At 57.6% G+C, this 19,034-nt stretch carries 20 protein-coding genes and 1 tRNA gene; 14 read left to right on the forward strand and 7 right to left on the reverse strand.

Annotated features, from left to right (window positions below; genetic code table 11):
* The first annotated feature begins 200 nt into the window (after positions 1 to 200).
* The 3 genes from ACEN2R_RS09350 (at position 201) to ACEN2R_RS09360 (ending at position 3,377) form a co-directional block, all read left to right on the forward strand.
* On the forward strand, positions 201 to 1,217 hold the full coding sequence (locus ACEN2R_RS09350; RefSeq protein ID WP_442041517.1) for a DctP family TRAP transporter solute-binding subunit: 1,017 nt from the start codon (positions 201 to 203) through the stop codon (positions 1,215 to 1,217).
* A 78-nt stretch (positions 1,218 to 1,295) separates the two neighbouring features.
* Complete coding sequence (locus ACEN2R_RS09355) at positions 1,296 to 1,979, forward strand: TRAP transporter small permease (protein ID WP_442041519.1); 684 nt, start codon at positions 1,296 to 1,298, stop codon at positions 1,977 to 1,979.
* A 3-nt stretch (positions 1,980 to 1,982) separates the two neighbouring features.
* Complete coding sequence (locus ACEN2R_RS09360) at positions 1,983 to 3,377, forward strand: TRAP transporter large permease (RefSeq protein WP_442041521.1); 1,395 nt, start codon at positions 1,983 to 1,985, stop codon at positions 3,375 to 3,377.
* Positions 3,378 to 3,484: 107 nt separating this feature from the next.
* Here the strand turns inward: ACEN2R_RS09360 and tpiA are convergent, their stop codons facing one another.
* From tpiA to ACEN2R_RS09385, 5 genes are read right to left on the reverse strand one after another with little or no spacing between them, the layout of a single operon-like run.
* Positions 3,485 to 4,219 carry a triose-phosphate isomerase gene (gene tpiA / locus ACEN2R_RS09365; RefSeq protein ID WP_442041523.1) on the reverse strand — a complete coding sequence of 245 codons (735 nt, stop codon included), beginning with the start codon at positions 4,217 to 4,219 and terminating at the stop codon, positions 3,485 to 3,487.
* Between the two features lie 10 nt (positions 4,220 to 4,229).
* Positions 4,230 to 4,556, reverse strand: coding sequence for a TfoX/Sxy family protein (locus ACEN2R_RS09370; RefSeq protein WP_442041525.1), 327 nt, complete (start codon positions 4,554 to 4,556; stop codon positions 4,230 to 4,232).
* Positions 4,553 to 4,918 carry a HesB/IscA family protein gene (locus tag ACEN2R_RS09375; RefSeq protein WP_442041527.1) on the reverse strand — a complete coding sequence of 122 codons (366 nt, stop codon included), beginning with the start codon at positions 4,916 to 4,918 and terminating at the stop codon, positions 4,553 to 4,555. The genes ACEN2R_RS09370 and ACEN2R_RS09375 overlap by 4 nt, the downstream gene beginning before the upstream one ends.
* A complete protein-coding gene (locus tag ACEN2R_RS09380) occupies positions 4,918 to 5,283 on the reverse strand; it encodes an SUF system Fe-S cluster assembly protein (protein WP_442041529.1) in 366 nt (121 codons plus the stop codon). Before ACEN2R_RS09380 ends, ACEN2R_RS09375 begins: the two co-directional genes overlap by 1 nt.
* 53 nt (positions 5,284 to 5,336) lie before the next feature.
* Entirely contained in the window at positions 5,337 to 6,725 is a 1,389-nt protein-coding gene (locus ACEN2R_RS09385; RefSeq protein ID WP_442041530.1) for a putative ATP-dependent zinc protease, read from the reverse strand.
* A gap of 64 nt (positions 6,726 to 6,789) precedes the next feature.
* Here ACEN2R_RS09385 and tgt point away from each other — a divergent pair, with 64 nt between their 5' ends.
* From tgt to ACEN2R_RS09440, 11 genes are all read left to right on the forward strand, one after another.
* Positions 6,790 to 7,920, forward strand: coding sequence for a tRNA guanosine(34) transglycosylase Tgt (tgt, locus tag ACEN2R_RS09390; RefSeq protein ID WP_442041532.1), 1,131 nt, complete (start codon positions 6,790 to 6,792; stop codon positions 7,918 to 7,920).
* A gap of 373 nt (positions 7,921 to 8,293) precedes the next feature.
* Positions 8,294 to 10,699: an endopeptidase La gene (gene lon / locus ACEN2R_RS09395; RefSeq protein ID WP_442041534.1), complete on the forward strand. Its 2,406-nt coding sequence runs from the start codon at positions 8,294 to 8,296 to the stop codon at positions 10,697 to 10,699.
* 158 nt (positions 10,700 to 10,857) lie between these two features.
* Entirely contained in the window at positions 10,858 to 11,301 is a 444-nt protein-coding gene (locus tag ACEN2R_RS09400; RefSeq protein WP_442041536.1) for an HU family DNA-binding protein, read from the forward strand.
* 19 nt (positions 11,302 to 11,320) lie between these two features.
* Positions 11,321 to 11,395: transfer RNA gene (locus ACEN2R_RS09405), tRNA-Val, on the forward strand.
* Between the two features lie 190 nt (positions 11,396 to 11,585).
* Positions 11,586 to 11,894, forward strand: coding sequence for a DUF4236 domain-containing protein (locus ACEN2R_RS09410; protein WP_442041538.1), 309 nt, complete (start codon positions 11,586 to 11,588; stop codon positions 11,892 to 11,894).
* Positions 11,895 to 12,612: 718 nt separating this feature from the next.
* The gene (locus ACEN2R_RS09415; RefSeq protein WP_442041540.1) at positions 12,613 to 13,275 is read left to right on the forward strand and encodes a recombinase family protein; all 663 of its coding nucleotides are present in this window, start codon (positions 12,613 to 12,615) and stop codon (positions 13,273 to 13,275) included.
* 458 nt (positions 13,276 to 13,733) lie between these two features.
* On the forward strand, positions 13,734 to 14,048 hold the full coding sequence (locus ACEN2R_RS09420) for a hypothetical protein (protein WP_442041542.1): 315 nt from the start codon (positions 13,734 to 13,736) through the stop codon (positions 14,046 to 14,048).
* Positions 14,049 to 14,255: 207 nt separating this feature from the next.
* A complete protein-coding gene (locus ACEN2R_RS09425; protein WP_442041544.1) occupies positions 14,256 to 14,585 on the forward strand; it encodes a hypothetical protein in 330 nt (109 codons plus the stop codon).
* Between the two features lie 287 nt (positions 14,586 to 14,872).
* Positions 14,873 to 15,334 (forward strand): hypothetical protein, encoded by a 462-nt coding sequence (locus tag ACEN2R_RS09430; RefSeq protein ID WP_442041546.1) that lies wholly within the window; start codon positions 14,873 to 14,875, stop codon positions 15,332 to 15,334.
* The gene (locus ACEN2R_RS09435; protein WP_442041548.1) at positions 15,331 to 15,828 is read left to right on the forward strand and encodes an ImmA/IrrE family metallo-endopeptidase; all 498 of its coding nucleotides are present in this window, start codon (positions 15,331 to 15,333) and stop codon (positions 15,826 to 15,828) included. Before ACEN2R_RS09430 ends, ACEN2R_RS09435 begins: the two co-directional genes overlap by 4 nt.
* Positions 15,829 to 16,905, forward strand: coding sequence for a beta family protein (locus ACEN2R_RS09440; protein ID WP_442041550.1), 1,077 nt, complete (start codon positions 15,829 to 15,831; stop codon positions 16,903 to 16,905).
* A 179-nt stretch (positions 16,906 to 17,084) separates the two neighbouring features.
* Here ACEN2R_RS09440 and tnpC read toward each other — a convergent pair whose 3' ends face one another.
* Positions 17,085 to 18,596, reverse strand: a complete 1,512-nt coding sequence (gene tnpC, locus ACEN2R_RS09445) for an IS66 family transposase (RefSeq protein ID WP_442041562.1) — start codon at positions 18,594 to 18,596, stop codon at positions 17,085 to 17,087.
* A 68-nt stretch (positions 18,597 to 18,664) separates the two neighbouring features.
* Positions 18,665 to 19,012: an IS66 family insertion sequence element accessory protein TnpB gene (tnpB, locus tag ACEN2R_RS09450; RefSeq protein ID WP_442041564.1), complete on the reverse strand. Its 348-nt coding sequence runs from the start codon at positions 19,010 to 19,012 to the stop codon at positions 18,665 to 18,667.
* Positions 19,013 to 19,034 lie beyond the last annotated feature (22 nt).

A 19,034-nucleotide genomic window follows, 5' to 3' on the forward strand; every position in this document is an offset into this window, starting at 1 on the left:
ATTTTCGCCCATAAAATTTGCATACCAGCATTCCGTCTGGCGCATGGCTTGTCTTAATTATTGAAACAAAAGGTTTTTTGCAGAATGTGCAGATCGTGGAATGTTTTTCTTGAGCCACCCCTTGTGACACGCTTTTGTGACCGCGGGTGCCAGTCACGGCGCACGACGAAAATAATTGCTTCATCTGGGAGGAAACCACCATGAAATTCATCACCGCAGTCGCTACCGCAGTAGCCCTCAGCTTTGCCGCAGGCGCGGTCAACGCCGCCAGCCACGCCGCAGGCTGCGACGATGGCGAAGTCGTCATCAAATTCAGCCATGTCACCAACATGGACAAGCACCCCAAAGGCATCGCATCTTCGCTGCTGATGGAGCGGGTCAACGCAGAGATGGACGGCAAAGCCTGCATGGAGGTCTTCCCGAACTCGACCCTGTACAAGGACGAGCAGGTTCTTGAGGCCATGCTTCAGGGTGACGTTCAACTGGCGGCACCTTCGCTGTCGTTGTTTGAATCGTTCACCAAGCAATACCGCCTGTTCGACCTGCCGTTCATGTTCAAGAACATCAACGCAGTCGACGCGTTCCAGACATCGGAAGCCGGCGAGAAGATGAAAAGCGCAATGGCAAAGCGCGGCCTGCAGGGTCTTCAGTTCTGGCACAACGGCATGAAGCAGATTTCGGCGAAGAAGCCACTGGTTCTGCCGACTGATGCATCCGGCCTTAAGTTCCGCGTTCAGCCGTCCGACGTTCTTGTCGCACAGATGAAGGCGCTGAACGCATCGCCCCAGCCAATGGCATTCGCCGAGGTCTATGGCGCGCTGCAAACCGGCGTTGTGGACGGTCAGGAAAACACATGGTCCAACATCTATGGCCAGAAGTTTTTCGAAGTGCAGGACGGCATCACCGAAACCAACCACGGCGTGATCGACTATATGGTTGTTGCCTCGGTTGACTGGCTCGACAGCCTGAATGCCGATGTGCGCGACCAGTTCCTGACGATCCTGAAAGAGGTCACCGTAGAGCGTAACGCAGCGGTCGGCAGCGTTGACCTTGCAGCACGCCAGTCCATTCTGGATGCGGGCGGCAAGATCGTCGAACTGACAGCAGAGCAGCGCCAGCAGTGGGTCGATGCGATGATGCCGGTCTGGGGCGAGTTCGAAGGCGACGTAGGTGCCGAGAACATCGCAGCGGCACAGGAATTCAACGCAGCAAACTAATCGGTAACAGCCGAAACGGAACGGCCCGGGAACCCCCGGGCCGTTCTGCCAACTGAAATGCAAACGGGGAGGGGCACAATGAGCGGGTCACACAGACACGAGCCTACGTCGGGCATGGGACGTTTCATCGACACGGTCGAAGAAACCCTGATCGCCTATACTCTTGGAATCATGACGGTCCTCACGTTTGTGAACGTGGCGCGCCGGTATCTGTTCAATGCCAGCCTGATCTGGGGCCTTGAAGTCGTCCTGATGTTGTTCGCGTGGATGGTCCTGCTGGGGATCAGCTATGGCGTCAAAAAGACCACCCATCTGGGTGTCGATGCCGTGACCAACCTGTTGCCCCGTGGCCCGCGCCGCGCTTTGGCCATCATCGCTGCATTCATCTGCGTTTTCTACGCGGTGCTTCTGATGAAAGGCGCATGGGACTACTGGGCGCCATTCGCGGGCCTTGATGTGACCAGTGGTCGCTGGTTCCCGACCGGATTCACCCCGACACGCAGCCGCGCGTTCATGGAAACCGATCAGGTGCCGATGCCGTTCTTCCTGAATTTCCTGAGCGACCTGATCAATGACGGCGATGCCTATGGCAAGCTGCCGGATGTCGTTCCCTATACCATGCTGCCCATCGGCTGCGCCTTGTTGTTGTTGCGTTTTGTGCAGGCCACGGTCCGCATTCTGCGCGGCACGCAGGACACGCTGATCGTCAGCCACGAAGCCGAAGACGCGGTCGAAGACGCCGCGCAGAAAATGGGGAACTAAACCATGGAAGTCGCCCTTCTCTTTGTGATGATCGTCGGCCTGTTGCTGATCGGCGTTCCGATCGCGGTATCGCTTGGCCTGTCGTCGATGCTGTTCCTGCTGATGTTCAGCGATACCTCTCTGGCGTCTATCGCCCAGTCGTTCTTTCAGGCCATGGCGGGCCATTACACCCTGCTGGCCATCCCGTTCTTCATCCTTGCATCCAGCTTTATGTCCACCGGCGGGGTTGCGACGCGGATCATCCGGTTTTCGATTGCCTGTGTGGGGCACCTGCGCGGCGGTCTGGCGATTGCCGGTGTGCTTGCCTGCATGATTTTCGCGGCGCTGTCGGGGTCATCGCCTGCAACGGTTGTCGCCATCGGCTCTATCGTGATCGCCGCGATGGTCAAGGTCGGCTATACCAAGGAATTCGCCGCCGGCGTGATCTGTAACGCGGGCACGCTGGGCATTCTGATCCCGCCCTCGATCGTCATGGTCGTCTATGCCTCGGCCACCGATGTGTCCGTGGGGCGGATGTTCCTTGCGGGTGTCATTCCGGGCATCCTTGCGGGCACGATGCTGATGCTGACGATTTATGTCATGGCGCGGGTGAAAAACCTGCCCAAGGGCGAATGGCAGGGCTGGGGAGAGGTCTGGGACAGCTTCAACGACGCGATCTGGGGTCTGCTTCTGATCGTGATCATCATGGTCGGGATCTACGGCATTCCGGGCGTCACAGGTGCGATTTTCACCCCGACCGAAGCCGCCGCAGTCGCCTCTGTCTATGCGTTTTTTGTCGCCACCTTTGTCTACCGTGACATGGGGCCGCTGAAGACGCCCGACGGACAGCCGAACCTGACGCTGCTGCAAAAGCCGCTTGCACTGGTCACGGCCTTTTTCCACGAGGACACCCGCAGGACACTGTTCGAAGCGGCAAAGCTGACGATGATGCTGATGTTCATTATCGCCAACGCGCTGATCCTGAAGCATGTTCTGACCGACGAGCAAATCCCGCAACATATCGCCGATGCGATGTTGGGGGTCGGGCTTGGGCCCATCATGTTCCTTGTGATCGTGAACGTGATCCTGCTGATCGGTGGGCAGTTCATGGAGCCGTCGGGCCTGATCGTCATCGTGGCGCCGCTGGTGTTCCCGATTGCGATCACGCTTGGGATCGACCCGATCCATCTGGGTATCATCATGGTGGTGAACATGGAAATCGGCATGATAACGCCGCCTGTGGGCCTGAACCTGTTTGTGACCTCGGGCGTTGCGGGGATGCCGATGATGCGGGTTGTCGTGGCAGCACTGCCCTTCCTTGCGGTGCTGTTCGTGTTCCTGATCATGGTGACCTACATCCCGATCCTGTCGACATGGTTGCCGACACTGATGATGGGTCCAGAGACTATCATCAAATAATTCTTTGTTCTCTAAATATCCAAAAACCAACGCCCACCCCTTGGCATATCGCCGGGAGTGGGCGTTTTTTTGGATATTTGGACCAAGAAGAATGGGCAGAAGCGGGATCAGGCCTTTGCGAGGGCGCCGATGATGCCGTTGAAATCCTCTGCCGCCAGCGAGGCCCCGCCGACCAGCGCGCCGTCGACATTGGGGACGGCAAAGATCCCGGCCGCGTTCGAGGGTTTGACAGAGCCGCCATAAAGCACGCGGGTTCCGGTGCCTTCGGCGCCAAAGCGGGTTTCAAGGGCTGCGCGGATGAAATCATGAACTTCGGCGATCTGTTCCAGTGTCGGCACCTTGCCGGTGCCGATGGCCCAGACCGGTTCATAGGCGATCACAAGACCGGCTGCCGTGGCGCCGTCGGGCACCGATCCGGCAAGCTGGGTGCCGATGAGGTCGAGGGTCCGGCCCGCCTCGCGCGTTTCCAGGGTTTCACCGATGCAGACGATGGCGGTCAGGCCGGCATCCCATGCGGCAAGGGTTTTGGCGGAAACGGTCGCGTTGGTCTCGCCGTGGTCGGCACGCCGTTCGGAATGGCCCAGAATGACATAAGTCGCGCCTGCATCTTTCAGCATGCTGGCTGCAATATCGCCGGTATGGGCGCCGCCTGCCAGAGGGTGGCAATCCTGCCCGCCGACGGTGATCCGTCCCTTTGCATGATCCGTCATTTGGGCGATCAGCGTGGCGGGCGGGCACAAAAGCACCTCGCAGCCCGCGTCCGCATCCAGCGCACCGACCCCGGCCAGCATCGCGGGGGTTCCGTTCATCTTCCAGTTTCCAGCTGCAAGTTTGCGCCGCATGGCCGATCTCCTATGTCAAATGATCAAGTGCGTCCTTTGCCCAATCGCAAGCCAGGGCCGGGTCGTCAAGGGCGGCCTCGGGCAGGGTCCGGTAGGCCATGGATTGGGATGTGCCGTCTTTGCGGCTGTAAACGAACGGCCGTGAGCCTGCCGCGTCCAGCTTGTCCGCGAAAGCGCCCTGCGCCTTGAGGTAAACCGTGCCATCCGCGTCGAGGATCGAAAAAAGGCGGCCATCCGCATAGATGCAGAGGCCGCCCATCATTTTCCGTGTCGTGATATTGCCCAGCCCTGCGAACAGATCCACCGCAAAGGCGATGTCCGCCGCGGCGAGGCTCATTTGTCCGCCGTCAGCTTTTCGTCGAACTTGATCGATTCGCCACAACCGCAGGCATCCACAACATTGGGGTTGCGGAACTTGAAACCGGATTCAAGCAGCGAGGTCTCGTAGTCGATTTCCGTTCCGAACAGGAACATCTGCGCCATAGGGGCGATCATCACCCGCGCGTCACCCTGTTCCACGACTTCGTCCATCGGATCGACCTCGGCGACATAGGACATGGTGTATTCCATACCCGCACAGCCGCCTTTCTTGATGCCGATGCGCAAACCCTTTGTGCCGTCTTTGGCCATCAATCGGGCAATCTGGCGCGCGGCGGCGTCGGTCATCGAAACGGCCTGTTTTCCGGGAATTCCGAACATCACATGAACCCCAGTTCCAGACGTGCCTCGTCAGACATCATTTCCATGCCCCAGGGCGGATCAAAGGTCATTTGCACATCTACCGTTTTCACGCCTTGCAGCGGTTCGATCGCATCGGCGACCCATCCGGGCATTTCGCCGGCCACGGGGCATCCGGGTGCTGTCAGGCTCATGATGATGCGGACATCGGATTCGGGACCGACCTCGATGGTATAGATCAACCCCAGATCGAAGATATTCACGGGGATTTCCGGGTCATAGACAGAGCGGCACGCCTCTACGACCTGCTCGTACAGAGGGTGTTCGGTGCTTGAGGGCCGAATGAGTGGTGCGCCTTCAAGGGGGGCTGTCGCCTGATCTGTCATCTGTGACCTCATAGAGTTGTTGACTGATTATATAAGGTTTATGCGGCGATCGTCTAGGGGCGGGGTGATTTGACTTTGCGTTTCATTTTGCGTGGACGTGGTTCCGGGCGCAGGCGGTGCGTCAGATCGTCGATCACACGGGCGGCGATATCTTTTCCGGTGATCCGCTCTGCCTGTTCCAGCGCGGGTGTTGTGCTGACTTTAAGCACCATCGGCCCGTCTGCCCTGCGCAGCATATCGACAGCGGCAAAGCCAAGTCCAAAGGCTTTCGCGGCGCGCAGGGCGGCGCGGCGTTCCTCTGCGCTTGGCACGGTCTTTTTGACCTGGGGGGCGTCGCTGCCCTGCCATTCGACGGCAGCTGCAACTTTTTTACCGACGACGACAAGGCGCAAGGATACTGCGTCGCGCAGGAACGATTGCACCAGAAAGTCGGCCTTCAGCCCGCGAAACGCCGAAATCACCGTTTGCGCGGATTTCCGGGTTTCGGCCAGAACCACGTCCTGACCGGGGGGCGCGTCCATCAGTTTCACCATCAAGGGCGCGGGGCCGACAAGGCCCATCAGGTTGCCGGAATCCTTTGGGGAATGGGCCAGTGCCGTCACCGGCAGGGTCAGGCCCGCCCGTGCCAGCGTCTGATGCGCCGCCATCGTGTCGCGGGTGGCCGTGACGCCTGCGCTGCCGTTCAGGCAATAGGTGCCGATCATTTCGAACTGACGCAGAACCGCGCTGCCATAGGCCGTCATCGAGGCGCCGATCCGCGGGATCACCGCGTCGTAGCGGGGCAGGCGGGCACCGTCACAGTGCACTTCCGGCGTGCGGGCGTCGATCATCATATAGCACCGCGCGGTGTCGATCACGTCGACGCGGTGGCCTGCCGCCTCGCCCGCGTCGATCAGGCGGCGGGTGGTGTAAGCTTCGGGCTCGCGGGTCAGGATCGCGATGGCCAGCGGGCGGGGGTGGCCGGTTTCCACGCCGCTGTAGCCGTCATAAGTCAGTTTCGGCTGGCAAAAGCTTTCAGAGGGGCTGACGCGGATCTCCTCGTCCAGCGCGGTGCGCCCCAGCAACATGCGGTACGCCATGGTTGTGCGGTTGGTCAGGGTGATCTCTATCGGCCACTGGCGGGTGCCGATGCGGATATCGGTGCGGATGACATAGCGCAGTTCTGCCTCGCCGTTGCTGCTGATCACCTCGCGGCGGTCCGCAACATCGGCGGTGCAGACGATGCTGATATCGTCGCGTCCGGGGACAGGGTGCACACCGAACCGAAGCCGGGGTGTTCCGGCGTCGTCAAACGGCTCGATATCGAAGGCATGAAGGGCCGAGGTGCGCGCGCCGGTATCCACCTTGACCTTCAGCGCCGGCAGGCCAAGGTCGGGCAGTGCGGCCCACTCTTCCCAGCCCAGCCGGAAATCCGCTTGCGTCGCTGTGCCCTTCTGGTCCATGTCGCTTTCCTCTTGTGTCTTATCTGCGCTATACGCGCTTTGATCCAGCTTGCAACGGTGCCTCATGTCAAAGACCTTTCGTTTTCAACTGAATGCCACCGATGGCAAGGCCCGGACCGGCGTCATCTCGACCCCGCGCGGCGATATCCGCACGCCGGCCTTCATGCCGGTCGGCACGGCGGCGACGGTCAAGGCGATGATGCCCGAAAGCGTGGCGGCCACGGGGGCCGATATTCTGCTGGGCAATACCTATCATTTGATGTTGCGGCCCACGGCGGAACGCATCGACCGGCTGGGCGGGCTGCATAAATTCATGAACTGGGACAGACCCATTCTGACGGATTCCGGCGGCTTTCAGGTGATGAGCCTGAGCGCGCTGCGCAAGATGTCCGAAGACGGTGTCAGGTTCAAATCCCATATCGACGGGTCCGACCACATGCTGACCCCCGAACGGTCAATGGAAATCCAGCGATTGCTGGGGTCCGACATCGTGATGTGTTTCGACGAATGTACGCCGTTTCCGGCCGAAGAGAAGGTCTCGCTCGAGTCGATGCGGATGTCGATGCGGTGGGCGCAGCGGTCGCGCGATGCCTTTGGCGACAGGCCGGGGCACGCATTGTTTGGTATCCAGCAAGGCAGCGTGTTTCAGGACCAGCGCGCCGAAAGCGCCGAGGCCCTGACCGCGGTGGGTTTCGACGGGTATGCGGTTGGCGGTCTGGCCGTCGGCGAGGGGCAGGAGATGATGTTCAACGTGCTGGACTTTGCCCCCGACATGCTGCCGCAGGACAAGCCGCGTTATTTGATGGGGGTGGGCAAGCCCGATGACATCGTGGGGGCGGTGGCCCGTGGCATCGACATGATGGATTGCGTTCTGCCATCGCGATCTGGCCGCACCGGGCAGGCCTTTACCCGCCACGGGGTGGTCAACATAAAGAACGCGCGGCATCAGGATGACCCGCGCCCGCTGGACGCGGCCTGCACCTGTCCCGCCTGTTCGAACTATTCGCGCGCCTATCTGCACCATGTGTTCCGCGCCCAGGAAATGATATCGGGGATGCTGCTGACCTGGCACAACCTGCACTACTATCAGGACCTGATGCAGGACATTCGTGCGGCCATTGCTGCGGGCACGTTCGACGCGTTTCAGGCCAGATTTCATGCCGACCGCGCCGAGGGTGACATCGAGCGTCTATGATGGCCGCCGTGGCTTTGCCGCGCGCACCATCCGGCAGCGGCAGCCAAACCGGATCAAAGAAAATCAGGGCTTTGGCCCGCCCGACGCCTGCGTTCTCAAAAATGTGAGATATGTGCCGTTCAGGGGATGAAAGAGACGGTGCCGGTGGCCCGGAAGCCCTAAAAATACGCAGAATCCTTGAAAATTGCGGCCAATGGGGACAAGATCGCCTTGCCCCTTGATCGTTGCACGGGCATTCTGTGTCGATTGCCATAACTGGCGTGGTTGAAAGCCGGGGCGTGTCGCCCCAATTACAATATCTATGACCGGAGAAGGTCGAGCGCTGCCGAATGTAACGGGGCCGGGACCTTCTTGCCAAGACTGAGGATAGAGCATGCAAGAGCAACTCAACCAGACCTACCCCGTCCTGCCGCTGCGCGATATTGTGGTGTTCCCGCATATGATCGTGCCGCTTTTCGTAGGGCGTGAAAAATCCGTTCGTGCGCTTGAAGAAGTGATGCAGGACGACAAGCAGATTCTGCTGTCCAGCCAGATCGACCCGACCGTCGATGATCCATCCGCCGATGGCATCTACGAGGTCGGCGTGCTGGCCAATGTGCTGCAACTGCTGAAGCTGCCCGATGGCACCGTCAAGGTGCTGGTCGAGGGGCGCAGCCGTGTGCGCATCACCCAATACCACCAGAACGATAATTTCTTCGAGGCCAGCGCAGAGCTGCTGCTGGAGGAAGACGGCGAGCCCGAGACGATCGAGGCGCTGGTGCGCACGGTCAGTCAGGAATTCGAGCGCTATTCCAAGATCAAGAAGAACATCCCCGAAGAGGCGCTTGCCGCCGTTTCGGAAAGCCGCGAGCCGGCCAAGCTGGCCGATCTTGTGTCGGGGCATCTGGGGGTCGAGGTCGACCAGAAGCAGGCGCTTCTGGAAACGCTGTCGGTCGCAGAGCGGCTGGAGAAAGTCTATGGCTTGATGCAGGGCGAAATGTCGGTGCTTCAGGTCGAGAAAAAGATCAAGACCCGCGTCAAGTCGCAGATGGAGCGCACCCAGCGCGAATACTATCTGAACGAGCAGATGAAGGCGATCCAGAAGGAACTTGGCGATGGCGAAGAGGGCCAGAACGAAGTTGCCGAACTGGAGGCCCGCATCGCCAAGACCAAGCTGAGCAAGGAAGCGCGCGACAAGGCCGATGCCGAGATCAAGAAGCTGAAGAACATGTCGCCCATGTCCGCCGAGGCGACCGTGGTGCGCAACTATCTGGAATGGATGCTGTCGATCCCGTGGGGCGTCAAATCCCGCGTCAAAAAGAACCTTGGCCACGCGCAAAAGGTTCTGGATGACGACCACTACGGCCTTGAAAAGGTCAAGGAACGGATCGTCGAGTATCTTGCCGTGCAGCAACGCTCTGCCAAGCTGAAAGGGCCGATCCTGTGCCTTGTCGGCCCTCCGGGTGTCGGCAAAACGTCGCTGGGCAAATCGGTTGCCAAGGCCACGGGGCGCGAATTTATCCGCATCTCGCTGGGCGGCGTGCGCGACGAATCCGAGATCCGCGGCCACCGTCGGACCTATATCGGTTCAATGCCCGGCAAGATCATTCAGGCGCTGAAAAAGGCGAAAACCACCAATCCGCTGATCTTGCTCGATGAAATCGACAAGATGGGTCAGGATTTCCGTGGCGACCCTGCATCGGCCATGCTCGAGGTGCTTGATCCGGAACAGAACGGCTCCTTCGTCGATCACTATCTGGAGGTCGAATATGACCTGTCGAACGTGATGTTCCTGACCACGGCGAACTCTTACAACATGCCGGGGCCGCTGTTGGACCGGATGGAGATCATCCCGCTATCGGGCTACACCGAGGACGAAAAATCCGAGATCGCCAAGCAGCACCTGATCGAAAAGCAGATCAAGAACCACGGCCTGAAAAAGGGCGAGTTCGAGCTGACCGATGCCGCGTTGAAGGAGATGATCCGCACGTATACCCGCGAGGCGGGCGTGCGGAACCTGGAACGTGAAATCGCCAAGCTGGCGCGCAAGTCGCTGACAAAGATCGTCAAGCACGAGACAGACCATGTCGTGGTGACGCCCGAGAACCTCGAGGATTTCCTGGGGGTGAAGCGGTATCGCTACGGTCTGGCCGAACAAGAGGACCAGATCGGGGTTGTGACCGGGCTGGCCTGGACCAGCGTCGGCGGCGAGTTGCTGTCGATCGAGGCGCTGCGCCTGCCGGGCAAGGGCCGGATGAAGACGACTGGCAAGCTGGGCGATGTGATGAAGGAATCCATCGACGCGGCAAGCTCTTTCGTCCGATCGATCAGCCCCAAGCTGGGGGTCAAGCCGACGTTGTTCGAAAAGATCGACATCCACGTTCACGTGCCCGAGGGCGCGACCCCCAAGGACGGCCCATCGGCCGGTGTGGGCATGGTGACCTCGATTGTGTCGGTGCTGACGCAGATCCCTGTGCGCAAGGACATCGCGATGACCGGCGAGGTGACGCTGCGCGGAAACGTGTTGCCGATCGGCGGCCTCAAGGAAAAGCTGCTTGCCGCGTTGCGGGGCGGGATCAAGACGGTCCTTATTCCGGCGGAGAACGAGAAGGATCTGACAGAGATCCCGGACAACGTGAAAGAGGGGCTGACCATCATCCCCGTCAGCCACGTGACGGATGTTCTGAAGCACGCGCTGGTGTCAGAGCCGCAGCCGATCGAATGGGACGAAGCGGCAGAGGAGGCAGCTGCCTCGGCGCTGAAATCTCCGGGTGAAGCGAGCGTTGCCACAGCGCATTGATCTGCGGTCACGGAAAATCGAAGGCGCGCTCCGGCGCGCCTTTTTTTTTGGTGTCTTTACAGGCAATACCCCTGCGCCGGGCCCGCAAACATCTGTGGTAATATGCATCGAGTAAGCCTATTGTTCCGGTAATAAACACAAACCGGGGCAGACCTGACATGGCACGAGCAACGACGACACGTTCGACTTCTACACCGAAAAAGGCCGCTTCCGCCGGGACAGGGGCCGCAGGCGCAAAATCCGCCGCGACCGCGAAGGCAGATATGGCCGCGACGCCGCAAATTGATCAGGCCGACACTGCCGTTGTTGCAGGTCCGGCGCTGCGCAAGAAAGAGTTCGTTGAGCGGGTCGCATTGGCCTGTGGTGTGAAAAAGCAGACCGTCAAGTCTGTTGTCGATGCCACTCTGGCCGAGTTGGGTCTTGCTCTTGAAAACGGCGAAGAGCCCATCCTGCAACCCTTCGGCAAGCTGAAGGTCACCCGCCGCAAATCTGTTCCCAACGGTGAAATGCTGGTCCTGCGGCTGCGTCGCACCGATCCCGACGCAGTTCAGGCGAATACACCGGATGATGGCGATGAGCCCCTTGAAGTGGCCGCCGAGTGACGCTAAACCGCCCGTAATCGGGTGATTAGCTCAGTGGTAGAGCGCTTCGTTCACATCGAAGATGTCAGGGGTTCAAATCCCTTATCACCCACCATCTTCATGTAGATCTCAGATATTCATTCAATTTCAATGACTTGATGAGATAATTTCCTTGGAAGTCTATCCATTCAGACCAGCCATTCAGACCAACTGCCTACCCCTTAGGTTTCGTCTTGGGGGAATCATAGATGCGTGGCAGTGTCCCACCAATTCCGTGCTCTGTATTACAGCCAAGGGAGTTCGCTATGGCTTTTCGTTTCAATAAGAGAATTAAGATCGCCCCGGGCGTGAAGCTGAACATAGGCCTCGGGGGGGTAAGCACCACGGTCGGTGCGCGGGGGGCGTCGGTCAACGTTGGTAAGAAAGGCGTTCACGCCAACGTAGGTGTAGCCGGAACTGGCCTTTCCACACGAACTAAGATTGCTGGGGGAAAAAGCGCCCCAAAGGTGGCCGCTCATTCTAAGCCCAAGGCACAGGCCCAAGGCAGTGGGGGGAAGTCTTTTGTAATCGTCGCAGTGATTGTCGGAGTTGGTTTTCTGCTTTGGCTATTTTAAGAGGCTTGACACTTTCGCCTCTAGGGTGAAGCATTGGAGGTACTGCATTATTTTATCAAAGGTGAAAAAATGAAGAAAAATCTATTGGTATTGTTTCATTGCGTTCTGCTCTCGTCAGCCGCTCCGCTAATGGCTGAAACTACTATTGCGGGTGGAGTCGCTGTAACAAAGGAAAACATTATTGTTGAACACGGCGGCGGTTGCCGCAAGGACTCGCCACGTGGTCAGTGCTGCCATGCTGGGTCTAAGCCCTACCATTGCCACTAGGGACTGCTGGCCCAACTTAGATTCAATGTGAGCCGAGGGGGATTACTCCTTCGGCTTTTTCATTGATTTCGTGGTCTCCGCTCTCCATGCGGACCTTAAGGTGAAGCTCTCTGGTGGTCCGGGAAGGGATTATGAACTTGGACTACTTCGACTACCAAGCAGGGGCCAGCCTCGGCGGTCTCATTCTTCTTGTTGCAGTTTTCGGGTCAATGCGCGGCTGGTGGTAAGTTCTTTGGGGGCAACCTCGAAATATTCCGCCCCACAAATGCGAGTCTCTGAGATTATATGTGAGGCCGTCACGTCCCCCCCTCGTTGCCCGCTAAGGTTGACGACTATATCAAGGCCAAGCTACAGCCTGCGTGATCATTTGTTGCGCGCACAACGAACGTTGACATTTGCAACGGCCTGACTCACAACGAAGCGATAGTCCCCGCAAAATGTGAGTCAGGCCATGAAGAAGTTCATACTCTACCGTCGTGTATCTACCAAGGAACAAGGGCAATCCGGCCTTGGTCTTGCCGCTCAACAACGAGACTTGAACCTATTTTTATCCACATATGCAGAGGAACCTCATGAGATCATCGGGGAGTTCACTGACATTCTGTCCGGCGCGGATGATACCAGACCTGAGTTGAACAAGGCCCTAGACCTATGCCGTAAGACGGGTGCAACCCTCCTTGTCGCCAAGCTAGACCGACTGTCTCGCAAGGTGTCCTTTATCGCCACCCTTATGGAAGACCCAAAGGTGATCTTTCGGGTTGCCTCTATCCCCATGGCCTCAAAGATCGAATTACACTTGTATGCAATGCTGGCTGAACAGGAGCGGGACTTCATCTCTATTCGTACCAAGGCTGCACTGGCAGAGGCCAAGGCAAACGGGGTGAAGCTGGGCGGGTTGCGGCCCAAGACCGAAGAACGGAACAAGGCAATTCAGGTCAGTGCAGACGCCAGCGCCCAAAGGGTTGCCGCTCTGGTTCGTCCATTGAAAGCCTCAGGGAAGACCTTAAGGGAGATTGCGGAGGCTCTTAACACCTCAGGTGTCACCACACCTCGCGGCAGTAAGTGGTCAGCATCGCAGGTAATGCGGACGTTGGAACGGCTTGAGCGGGCCTGAAGCCGAACTGAACAAGAAAAAGGGGTTGCGAGGCGTGGCCGATTAACCCCACCCATAGCCTAGAGATGGTTAGGGTTACCTATAGATCACTACCTTAGAGGTGCACCTTAGAGGGGTGTTCAGAGTGGGGTAGTCATTATCTCCTCTCCTCCCATACAACCCAGTTGACCCTCAGGGGTTCACCTTAGAGGTTGGTTAGGGGTGAGATAAGACTTGATCATATCGCTCTATCTCCTCCACCAGAACACCCGACGCTTCCCCTTCTGACTGAAGATGTTCAACGACACCTATCTGCATGGGGGTCTCTATCTATCCATGCGCCCCCAGTTACCCTCAGGTTCACCTCTACTCCGGCTAATGCCGTGGAGATGATCTGCATTGGGTCTCCCCAAGCTGCCCCTTCTGGTTCACCCGAGGGCTGCTCCCCTTTTCGCTCTGTCACACGCAAGGAACCCACCATGGCCCAATTCGCCCGCAATAAACAGAATGGACACGAACGCACTGTCCGCTTCCTGAACGATCTTCCCCGCCTTCACGATCTCCACCTCCCTGAACATGCCAGCATGGCAACAGGCTTCACGGCGGGGCCTGCTAAGCAATGGCGTACTGTTCGCATCCGCCCCGAGGTGCTGGGCATTGTTGAGGGTCTCCAAGACCGTGCAACCCTCAACACTGGGGTTGAGTTGTCTATCTCAGAGGTGCTGGCGGCACTTTTGATCGAAGGCCTCCCTGATATTGCGGAGGCCGCGCATGGTCCCTTTCGATCCCGCTAGGGTCTGCATCTGCGAAGCGTGTCGAGAGGAGTTCAGGGGGCGCCCTTGCATCTGACCATGAGCGGTACCTGAAGGCTGCGCAGGTCTCCGTCTTTCCTCTCCGGTCACACATACCGACGCAACCCTAACCGCTGACTCTGCGCGGCCTCGCAACGCATCGCTGCACCAACATCCACACAAACACCGTCCACAAGGAACATAATCTCCATGAACGCCTTCTCCAGGTCTGTCCTCAAAATACCCTTGCTCATTAATACAGCGCCCAGTTCGTCCGAGACTTCCGATGCCTATACCGGTGTGATCTTCACTGATGCTGATTGCCGACTGCGCATCATTACCTGTCGTGACCACCTCCAGTGGATCGTTCAGGTGCGCAGCTCGTTGTCCTCAAAGTCTGTCCGTCCATGGAAGGCTATCGGCTTCTGCGCCACCCGGCAGGGCCTGCTCCGCGTCATGTGGAATCGGCGCACCGCCGTAGATGGATTGCATGAGTTCTTGATGCGGCTACCCGAACGTCTCACCCGCAAGCTGCGTTAGAGGCCGCGTAGAGTCCCATCTAGGCTCTCCATCCACACGGCTCCCAGCAAGCTCAATAACCGACTCTGCGCAACCTCACAGTGGCTCTGCTAACCATCCCTGAAAATACTTTCTTGATGAAGATCATCGGCAGCTAAACAAACTGTCTCACGACCGACGAAACGCGAAGCTTGTTTTCCATTCCAACAACGCGCAGAATAAGAACATAAGGGGAACTCAAGGGGCGTTGCGTCGCGAGTCCGCCTGTGGGAGAAGACTCGAAACTTTAGTACTGTCGTGGAGGCCGCATGAAGCGTTTTTTGATCACCGTTGCAGCTATCGCGCTAGGCGGTGCAGGGGCTTATGCCATTGTACTAGCAGTATCGTTAATATCTCCGTTTACAGTGGTCAACGCCGATGCCGTGGCTGAGACCCACTATCCCAGTGCTATATTACGCTTACTTCTCGACATTCCGCAGGAACCCATAACTCGGATCAATTATTCGGACTTCGTTTCAATCATGCTTACAGGGGTTTCACTTATCTTGGCGGCGCTTGGCTTTGTCATGGCGCTTCTAGCTTTTATCGGCTGGAACTCAATCGGTGATCGCGTTTCATCTCTTGCGAAAACCTTCCTCAAAGACGCAATGGAGGAAGGCGGGGAATTGCACAATCTGGTAAAAGAAGAAGCCAAGTCGATCATCTATAGAGGGGTTGAACCGGTCGACACACAATATGACGAGGGCGCAAGAGAAGAGGAGACACTATGAGCCGCGAATGGGAAAGGATTGCACAGAATGAGAAGGCCATTATCGCGCCTTTCTTGGAAGGCGTGCCTGTCAAAATCGCGACTATGGCCCGCGATCTTGGGATTGAAGTTAAGAGCGCAACTTTGCGACCGAGAATTTCTGGACAGCTCCAACCGTCTGACAGTAGCCCGTCCGGGTTTCGAATTAGAATAAACAGACATGAAGCAGCTACTCGACAGCGGTTTACTATCGCACACGAGATTGCTCACTTCTTGTTGCATCGTGACGCCATTGGGGAAGGTATTGAAGATTCAATACTGTACCGCTCTACACTGTCAGATGCCCGCGAGGCCGAAGCAAACCGCCTTGGAGCACAGCTCTTGATGCCAGAAAGAAGCGTCATTCGCGTTTTGCGCGAGCTTGGTGGGCGTGCCACACCAGAGGTTGCGCGCTTCATGGCAGAGCGTTACGATGTGTCCGAAGCGGCTATGAGTATTAGGTTAGGGTTGGGCTAAGTGGCAATTGACATTAGAGCGACGTCTTACGTTCCAACTCTGTTTCTGCGGAACGCTGAGTTACAGGCAGTCGCCGAGCTTCCTGATAGCGCAAAAGATCTTTTGACCCCGATCTTTTGCTTGAAGCCATGGAAGACGGCAAAGCTTCTGGAAGCCGCAATGCTCAAAATTAAAAATGTTTTTGGTGACCGCGATTACTTCCTAGATATTGATCCTTTTGAACCTGTGAAGGAGGTCAAACGAAAGGCACAGGAGGACTTTCTTGAATTGGTCGATCATTCTGATGACAATCAGAGTTGGGTGAATTTTTTTGACGACCATCCACATGCCCACCCTTGCATTCAAGTTAATCATGGCGAGCTTGCCGCAATCCGCAATCAGATCGATGGCTTCAATCAGCGAGAAAAACCATTTCTGGTGAGGTTAGATCACGAGAATGGGCGCCGCTTTGATCAAGTCATTGAAGAAGTTTGCAAAACAGAGCACGCTAACTTTGGATTTGTCCTTGATGCAGGTTGGTCCAGAGACCTTTTGAGCAGAACGAACTGGGCGGACGGGCTAGTAAAGCAAATTGTTCGTCTTCGTGGAAGCGACATTCCTATTACGGTAACCGGTAGTAGCTTTCCTGATAGTTTCGCCGGTGTTGACCTTGGGACTTCATTTCCAATACTGGAGCGGCGGCTTTTTCTTCAGCTTCAGCAAGCCAACAACCAAGCAAGGTTAATCTATGGCGACTGGGCTAGTAGCCGCTCGCCCTCCGAAGGAGGAGGTGGGGGCAATCCTATTCCACCAAGGATCGACTTGGCGACTGGAGCCGAATGGGAGTCATTCCGCTGCCGTGAAGAGGATGGTGGCTTTAAGGTAGCAGCAGAAGCAGCCGTGAACAGTAAGAATTTTCCAAAGGGCCTTTCGATTTGGGGAACTTACATGATCGAAGCGACAAGAATCGGCGACCCTAATGGAATTAGTACGCTCCACAAAGCGACAGCGACTCGGATCAACTTACACCTGTATCGGCAACTTTATTTCGACAACTTCGACCCCGCGCCAGATACTGACGACGAATACCTAGAGTGATGTGGTCGAGCGTTTGAGGCTGCCATATTGCGCTACGGCTCAGTCCGGCGTCTCGTCTTACTTCGATCACCTATCGGCGTATGATTAGAAATGTTCGAGACTAAGTAATGGGCAACTCAACAAGAGGCCTAGACACACTGGCAGAAGATTTGTATGCGTCCGGTCTGACTGGCGTTGACTTATTCAGCCAACCAGTTCCACGGCATGAGGTCATCGAGGCGGTTGATCTTATGATCTGCGACGCGGGCGAGAACCCAGCGAAGCCATGCTTCGGGATCGACACTGTTCATGCGGCAGGTCTCAATGAGCGTATAAGCGATGGCAGCAGCGTCGCCGCCTCTTTTTGACCCCATGAACAGATAATTCTTGCGGCCGAGAGTCACCGGTCTGATTGATCGCTCGCAGATATTGTTGTCCAGCTCCAGTTCGCCGTTTTCAAGATAGGCTCGCGCCTTTGGCATGCGGCCGAGCGCATAACGGATGGCTGCTGCCAGGGTCGATTTGCCGGAGATCTTGGGCAATTGCAGCGATAGCCATGCCTCCAGCGCGTTAAAGACTGGCTTTGCCTTGTCCTGTCGCAGAGCGACGCGCTCTACAGCGAGCTTATAGCGCGCCTCTTTTTCTACGGCATAAAGGGCCGCGATGCGCTTGATCGTTTCCTCAGCGATAGCAGAACCTTCGCTTTCGTAGATATCGACGAACTTTCGGCGCACATGAACCATGCATGCCTGCTCACTGGCGCGGTCTGTCTCGAACAGGCCGTTGAACCCAGTGTAGCCATCAGCATGGATCACCCCCTTATACCCCTTGAGGTGGGATGAGGGGTGCTCGCCTTTGCGATCGACGCTGAACTGATACCACACGCAGGGCGGCGCTTGTCCGCACCACGGGCGTTCATCGCGCACATAGCTCCACAGACGCGCCGTTTGCGCCTTGCCTTTGGCCTGCATCTTGACGGGCGTATCGTCGGCGAACAGGGCGGGACCGGCCCGAACCAATTTGCCGATATGGTCGGCCAACGGTTCCAGCAGCGCCGTTGATCGCCCCACCCAATCAGTCAGCGTGGAGCGGTGCAAATCGACCTTGTCGCGGGCATAGATTTCCGACTGGCGATAGAGTGGCAAGTGATCGCAATATTTACCGACCAGAACATGTGCCAGCAGGCCCGGCCCTGGGCGCCCGCGCGTGATCGGGCGCGAGGGCAGTTCGGCTTGAGCAAAAGCCTCACAACAGGTGCAGGTCATGCGCGGCCGCACGATCCGTTTCACCACAAAATGGCCGGGGACGTATTCCAGCTCTTCTGTCACGTCCTCGCCGAGCTGCTTGAGCGCACCACCGCAATCGCCGCAGGCGTCACCCGGCGACAGGATTTCCTCCTGTCGCTCAAGATGATCGGGCAGCGGTGCGCGATTGTGGTTTCGTTTGGCAGGAGCGTCTTGATCGGTATCAGTTTCGGGGGCTGTCTTTTGCGCCTCGGAGGCGGCAGCAATTTCGGTGTCTTCCTGCAGATCGAACGCCAGCTGATCCATGGTTTCGGATTTGCTGCCAAAACGGGCCTTGCGATGTCCCGCCAGTTCCTTCTTCAGCTTCTCGATCTGATAGGCCTGCGCCTTGATTTCGGCCGCCATCAATTCACTGACAGCGCGCAGCTCAGTGGGGTCTTCGGGCAGGGATTTGAACGTCGCGCGCATGCGCATTTTATATCCGAACAGCCTCCTGAACGGAACGCAAAATGCCCATAAACCCATGCTTTATTGGTTCATCCAGCCTGCAACGGCCGCCATGTCCGTTGCGGCGTCCGCCAGTCAATGCCCTCCAGAAGCATCGACAATTGCGCCGCCGTGACACAGATTTTTCCGTCCTTGGCCGCAGGCCAGACGAACCGCCCTTTCTCGAGGCGTTTCATGAACAGGCATGCGCCCTGCGTATCCCACCAGATGATCTTCAAAAGGTCACCTCTGCGACCCCGAAAGACGAACAGGTGGCCAGAATACGGGTCCTCGGCCAGCAGCTTCTCCGTTTGTGCGGCCAGCGTGTTGAAGCCGCGCCGCATATCCGTGACGCCCGCCGCCAGCCAAACCCGCGTGTTGCTCGGCACCGGGATCATGTCGTCAGCCCACGCACCAAGC

It is taken from the genome of Pseudogemmobacter sp. W21_MBD1_M6, assembly GCF_052119585.1.
Taxonomy (GTDB): Bacteria; Pseudomonadota; Alphaproteobacteria; order Rhodobacterales; family Rhodobacteraceae; genus JBGQOJ01.

Coding starts and splice junctions, on each gene's coding strand:
- tgt (WP_442041532.1), top strand. CDS start 6,790: ATGTCAAAGACCTTTCGTTTTCAACTGAATGCCACCGATGGCAAGGCC.
- ACEN2R_RS09435 (WP_442041548.1), top strand. CDS start 15,331: ATGAGCCGCGAATGGGAAAGGATTGCACAGAATGAGAAGGCCATTATC.
- tnpC (WP_442041562.1), bottom strand. CDS start 18,596: ATGCGCGCGACGTTCAAATCCCTGCCCGAAGACCCCACTGAGCTGCGC.
- ACEN2R_RS09370 (WP_442041525.1), bottom strand. CDS start 4,556: ATGAGCCTCGCCGCGGCGGACATCGCCTTTGCGGTGGATCTGTTCGCA.
- tpiA (WP_442041523.1), bottom strand. CDS start 4,219: ATGCGGCGCAAACTTGCAGCTGGAAACTGGAAGATGAACGGAACCCCC.
- ACEN2R_RS09425 (WP_442041544.1), top strand. CDS start 14,256: ATGAACGCCTTCTCCAGGTCTGTCCTCAAAATACCCTTGCTCATTAAT.
- tnpB (WP_442041564.1), bottom strand. CDS start 19,012: ATGATCCCGGTGCCGAGCAACACGCGGGTTTGGCTGGCGGCGGGCGTC.
- ACEN2R_RS09420 (WP_442041542.1), top strand. CDS start 13,734: ATGGCCCAATTCGCCCGCAATAAACAGAATGGACACGAACGCACTGTC.
- ACEN2R_RS09430 (WP_442041546.1), top strand. CDS start 14,873: ATGAAGCGTTTTTTGATCACCGTTGCAGCTATCGCGCTAGGCGGTGCA.
- ACEN2R_RS09400 (WP_442041536.1), top strand. CDS start 10,858: ATGGCACGAGCAACGACGACACGTTCGACTTCTACACCGAAAAAGGCC.
- ACEN2R_RS09410 (WP_442041538.1), top strand. CDS start 11,586: ATGGCTTTTCGTTTCAATAAGAGAATTAAGATCGCCCCGGGCGTGAAG.
- lon (WP_442041534.1), top strand. CDS start 8,294: ATGCAAGAGCAACTCAACCAGACCTACCCCGTCCTGCCGCTGCGCGAT.
- ACEN2R_RS09355 (WP_442041519.1), top strand. CDS start 1,296: ATGAGCGGGTCACACAGACACGAGCCTACGTCGGGCATGGGACGTTTC.
- ACEN2R_RS09375 (WP_442041527.1), bottom strand. CDS start 4,918: ATGTTCGGAATTCCCGGAAAACAGGCCGTTTCGATGACCGACGCCGCC.
- ACEN2R_RS09385 (WP_442041530.1), bottom strand. CDS start 6,725: ATGGACCAGAAGGGCACAGCGACGCAAGCGGATTTCCGGCTGGGCTGG.
- ACEN2R_RS09360 (WP_442041521.1), top strand. CDS start 1,983: ATGGAAGTCGCCCTTCTCTTTGTGATGATCGTCGGCCTGTTGCTGATC.
- ACEN2R_RS09415 (WP_442041540.1), top strand. CDS start 12,613: ATGAAGAAGTTCATACTCTACCGTCGTGTATCTACCAAGGAACAAGGG.
- ACEN2R_RS09380 (WP_442041529.1), bottom strand. CDS start 5,283: ATGACAGATCAGGCGACAGCCCCCCTTGAAGGCGCACCACTCATTCGG.
- ACEN2R_RS09350 (WP_442041517.1), top strand. CDS start 201: ATGAAATTCATCACCGCAGTCGCTACCGCAGTAGCCCTCAGCTTTGCC.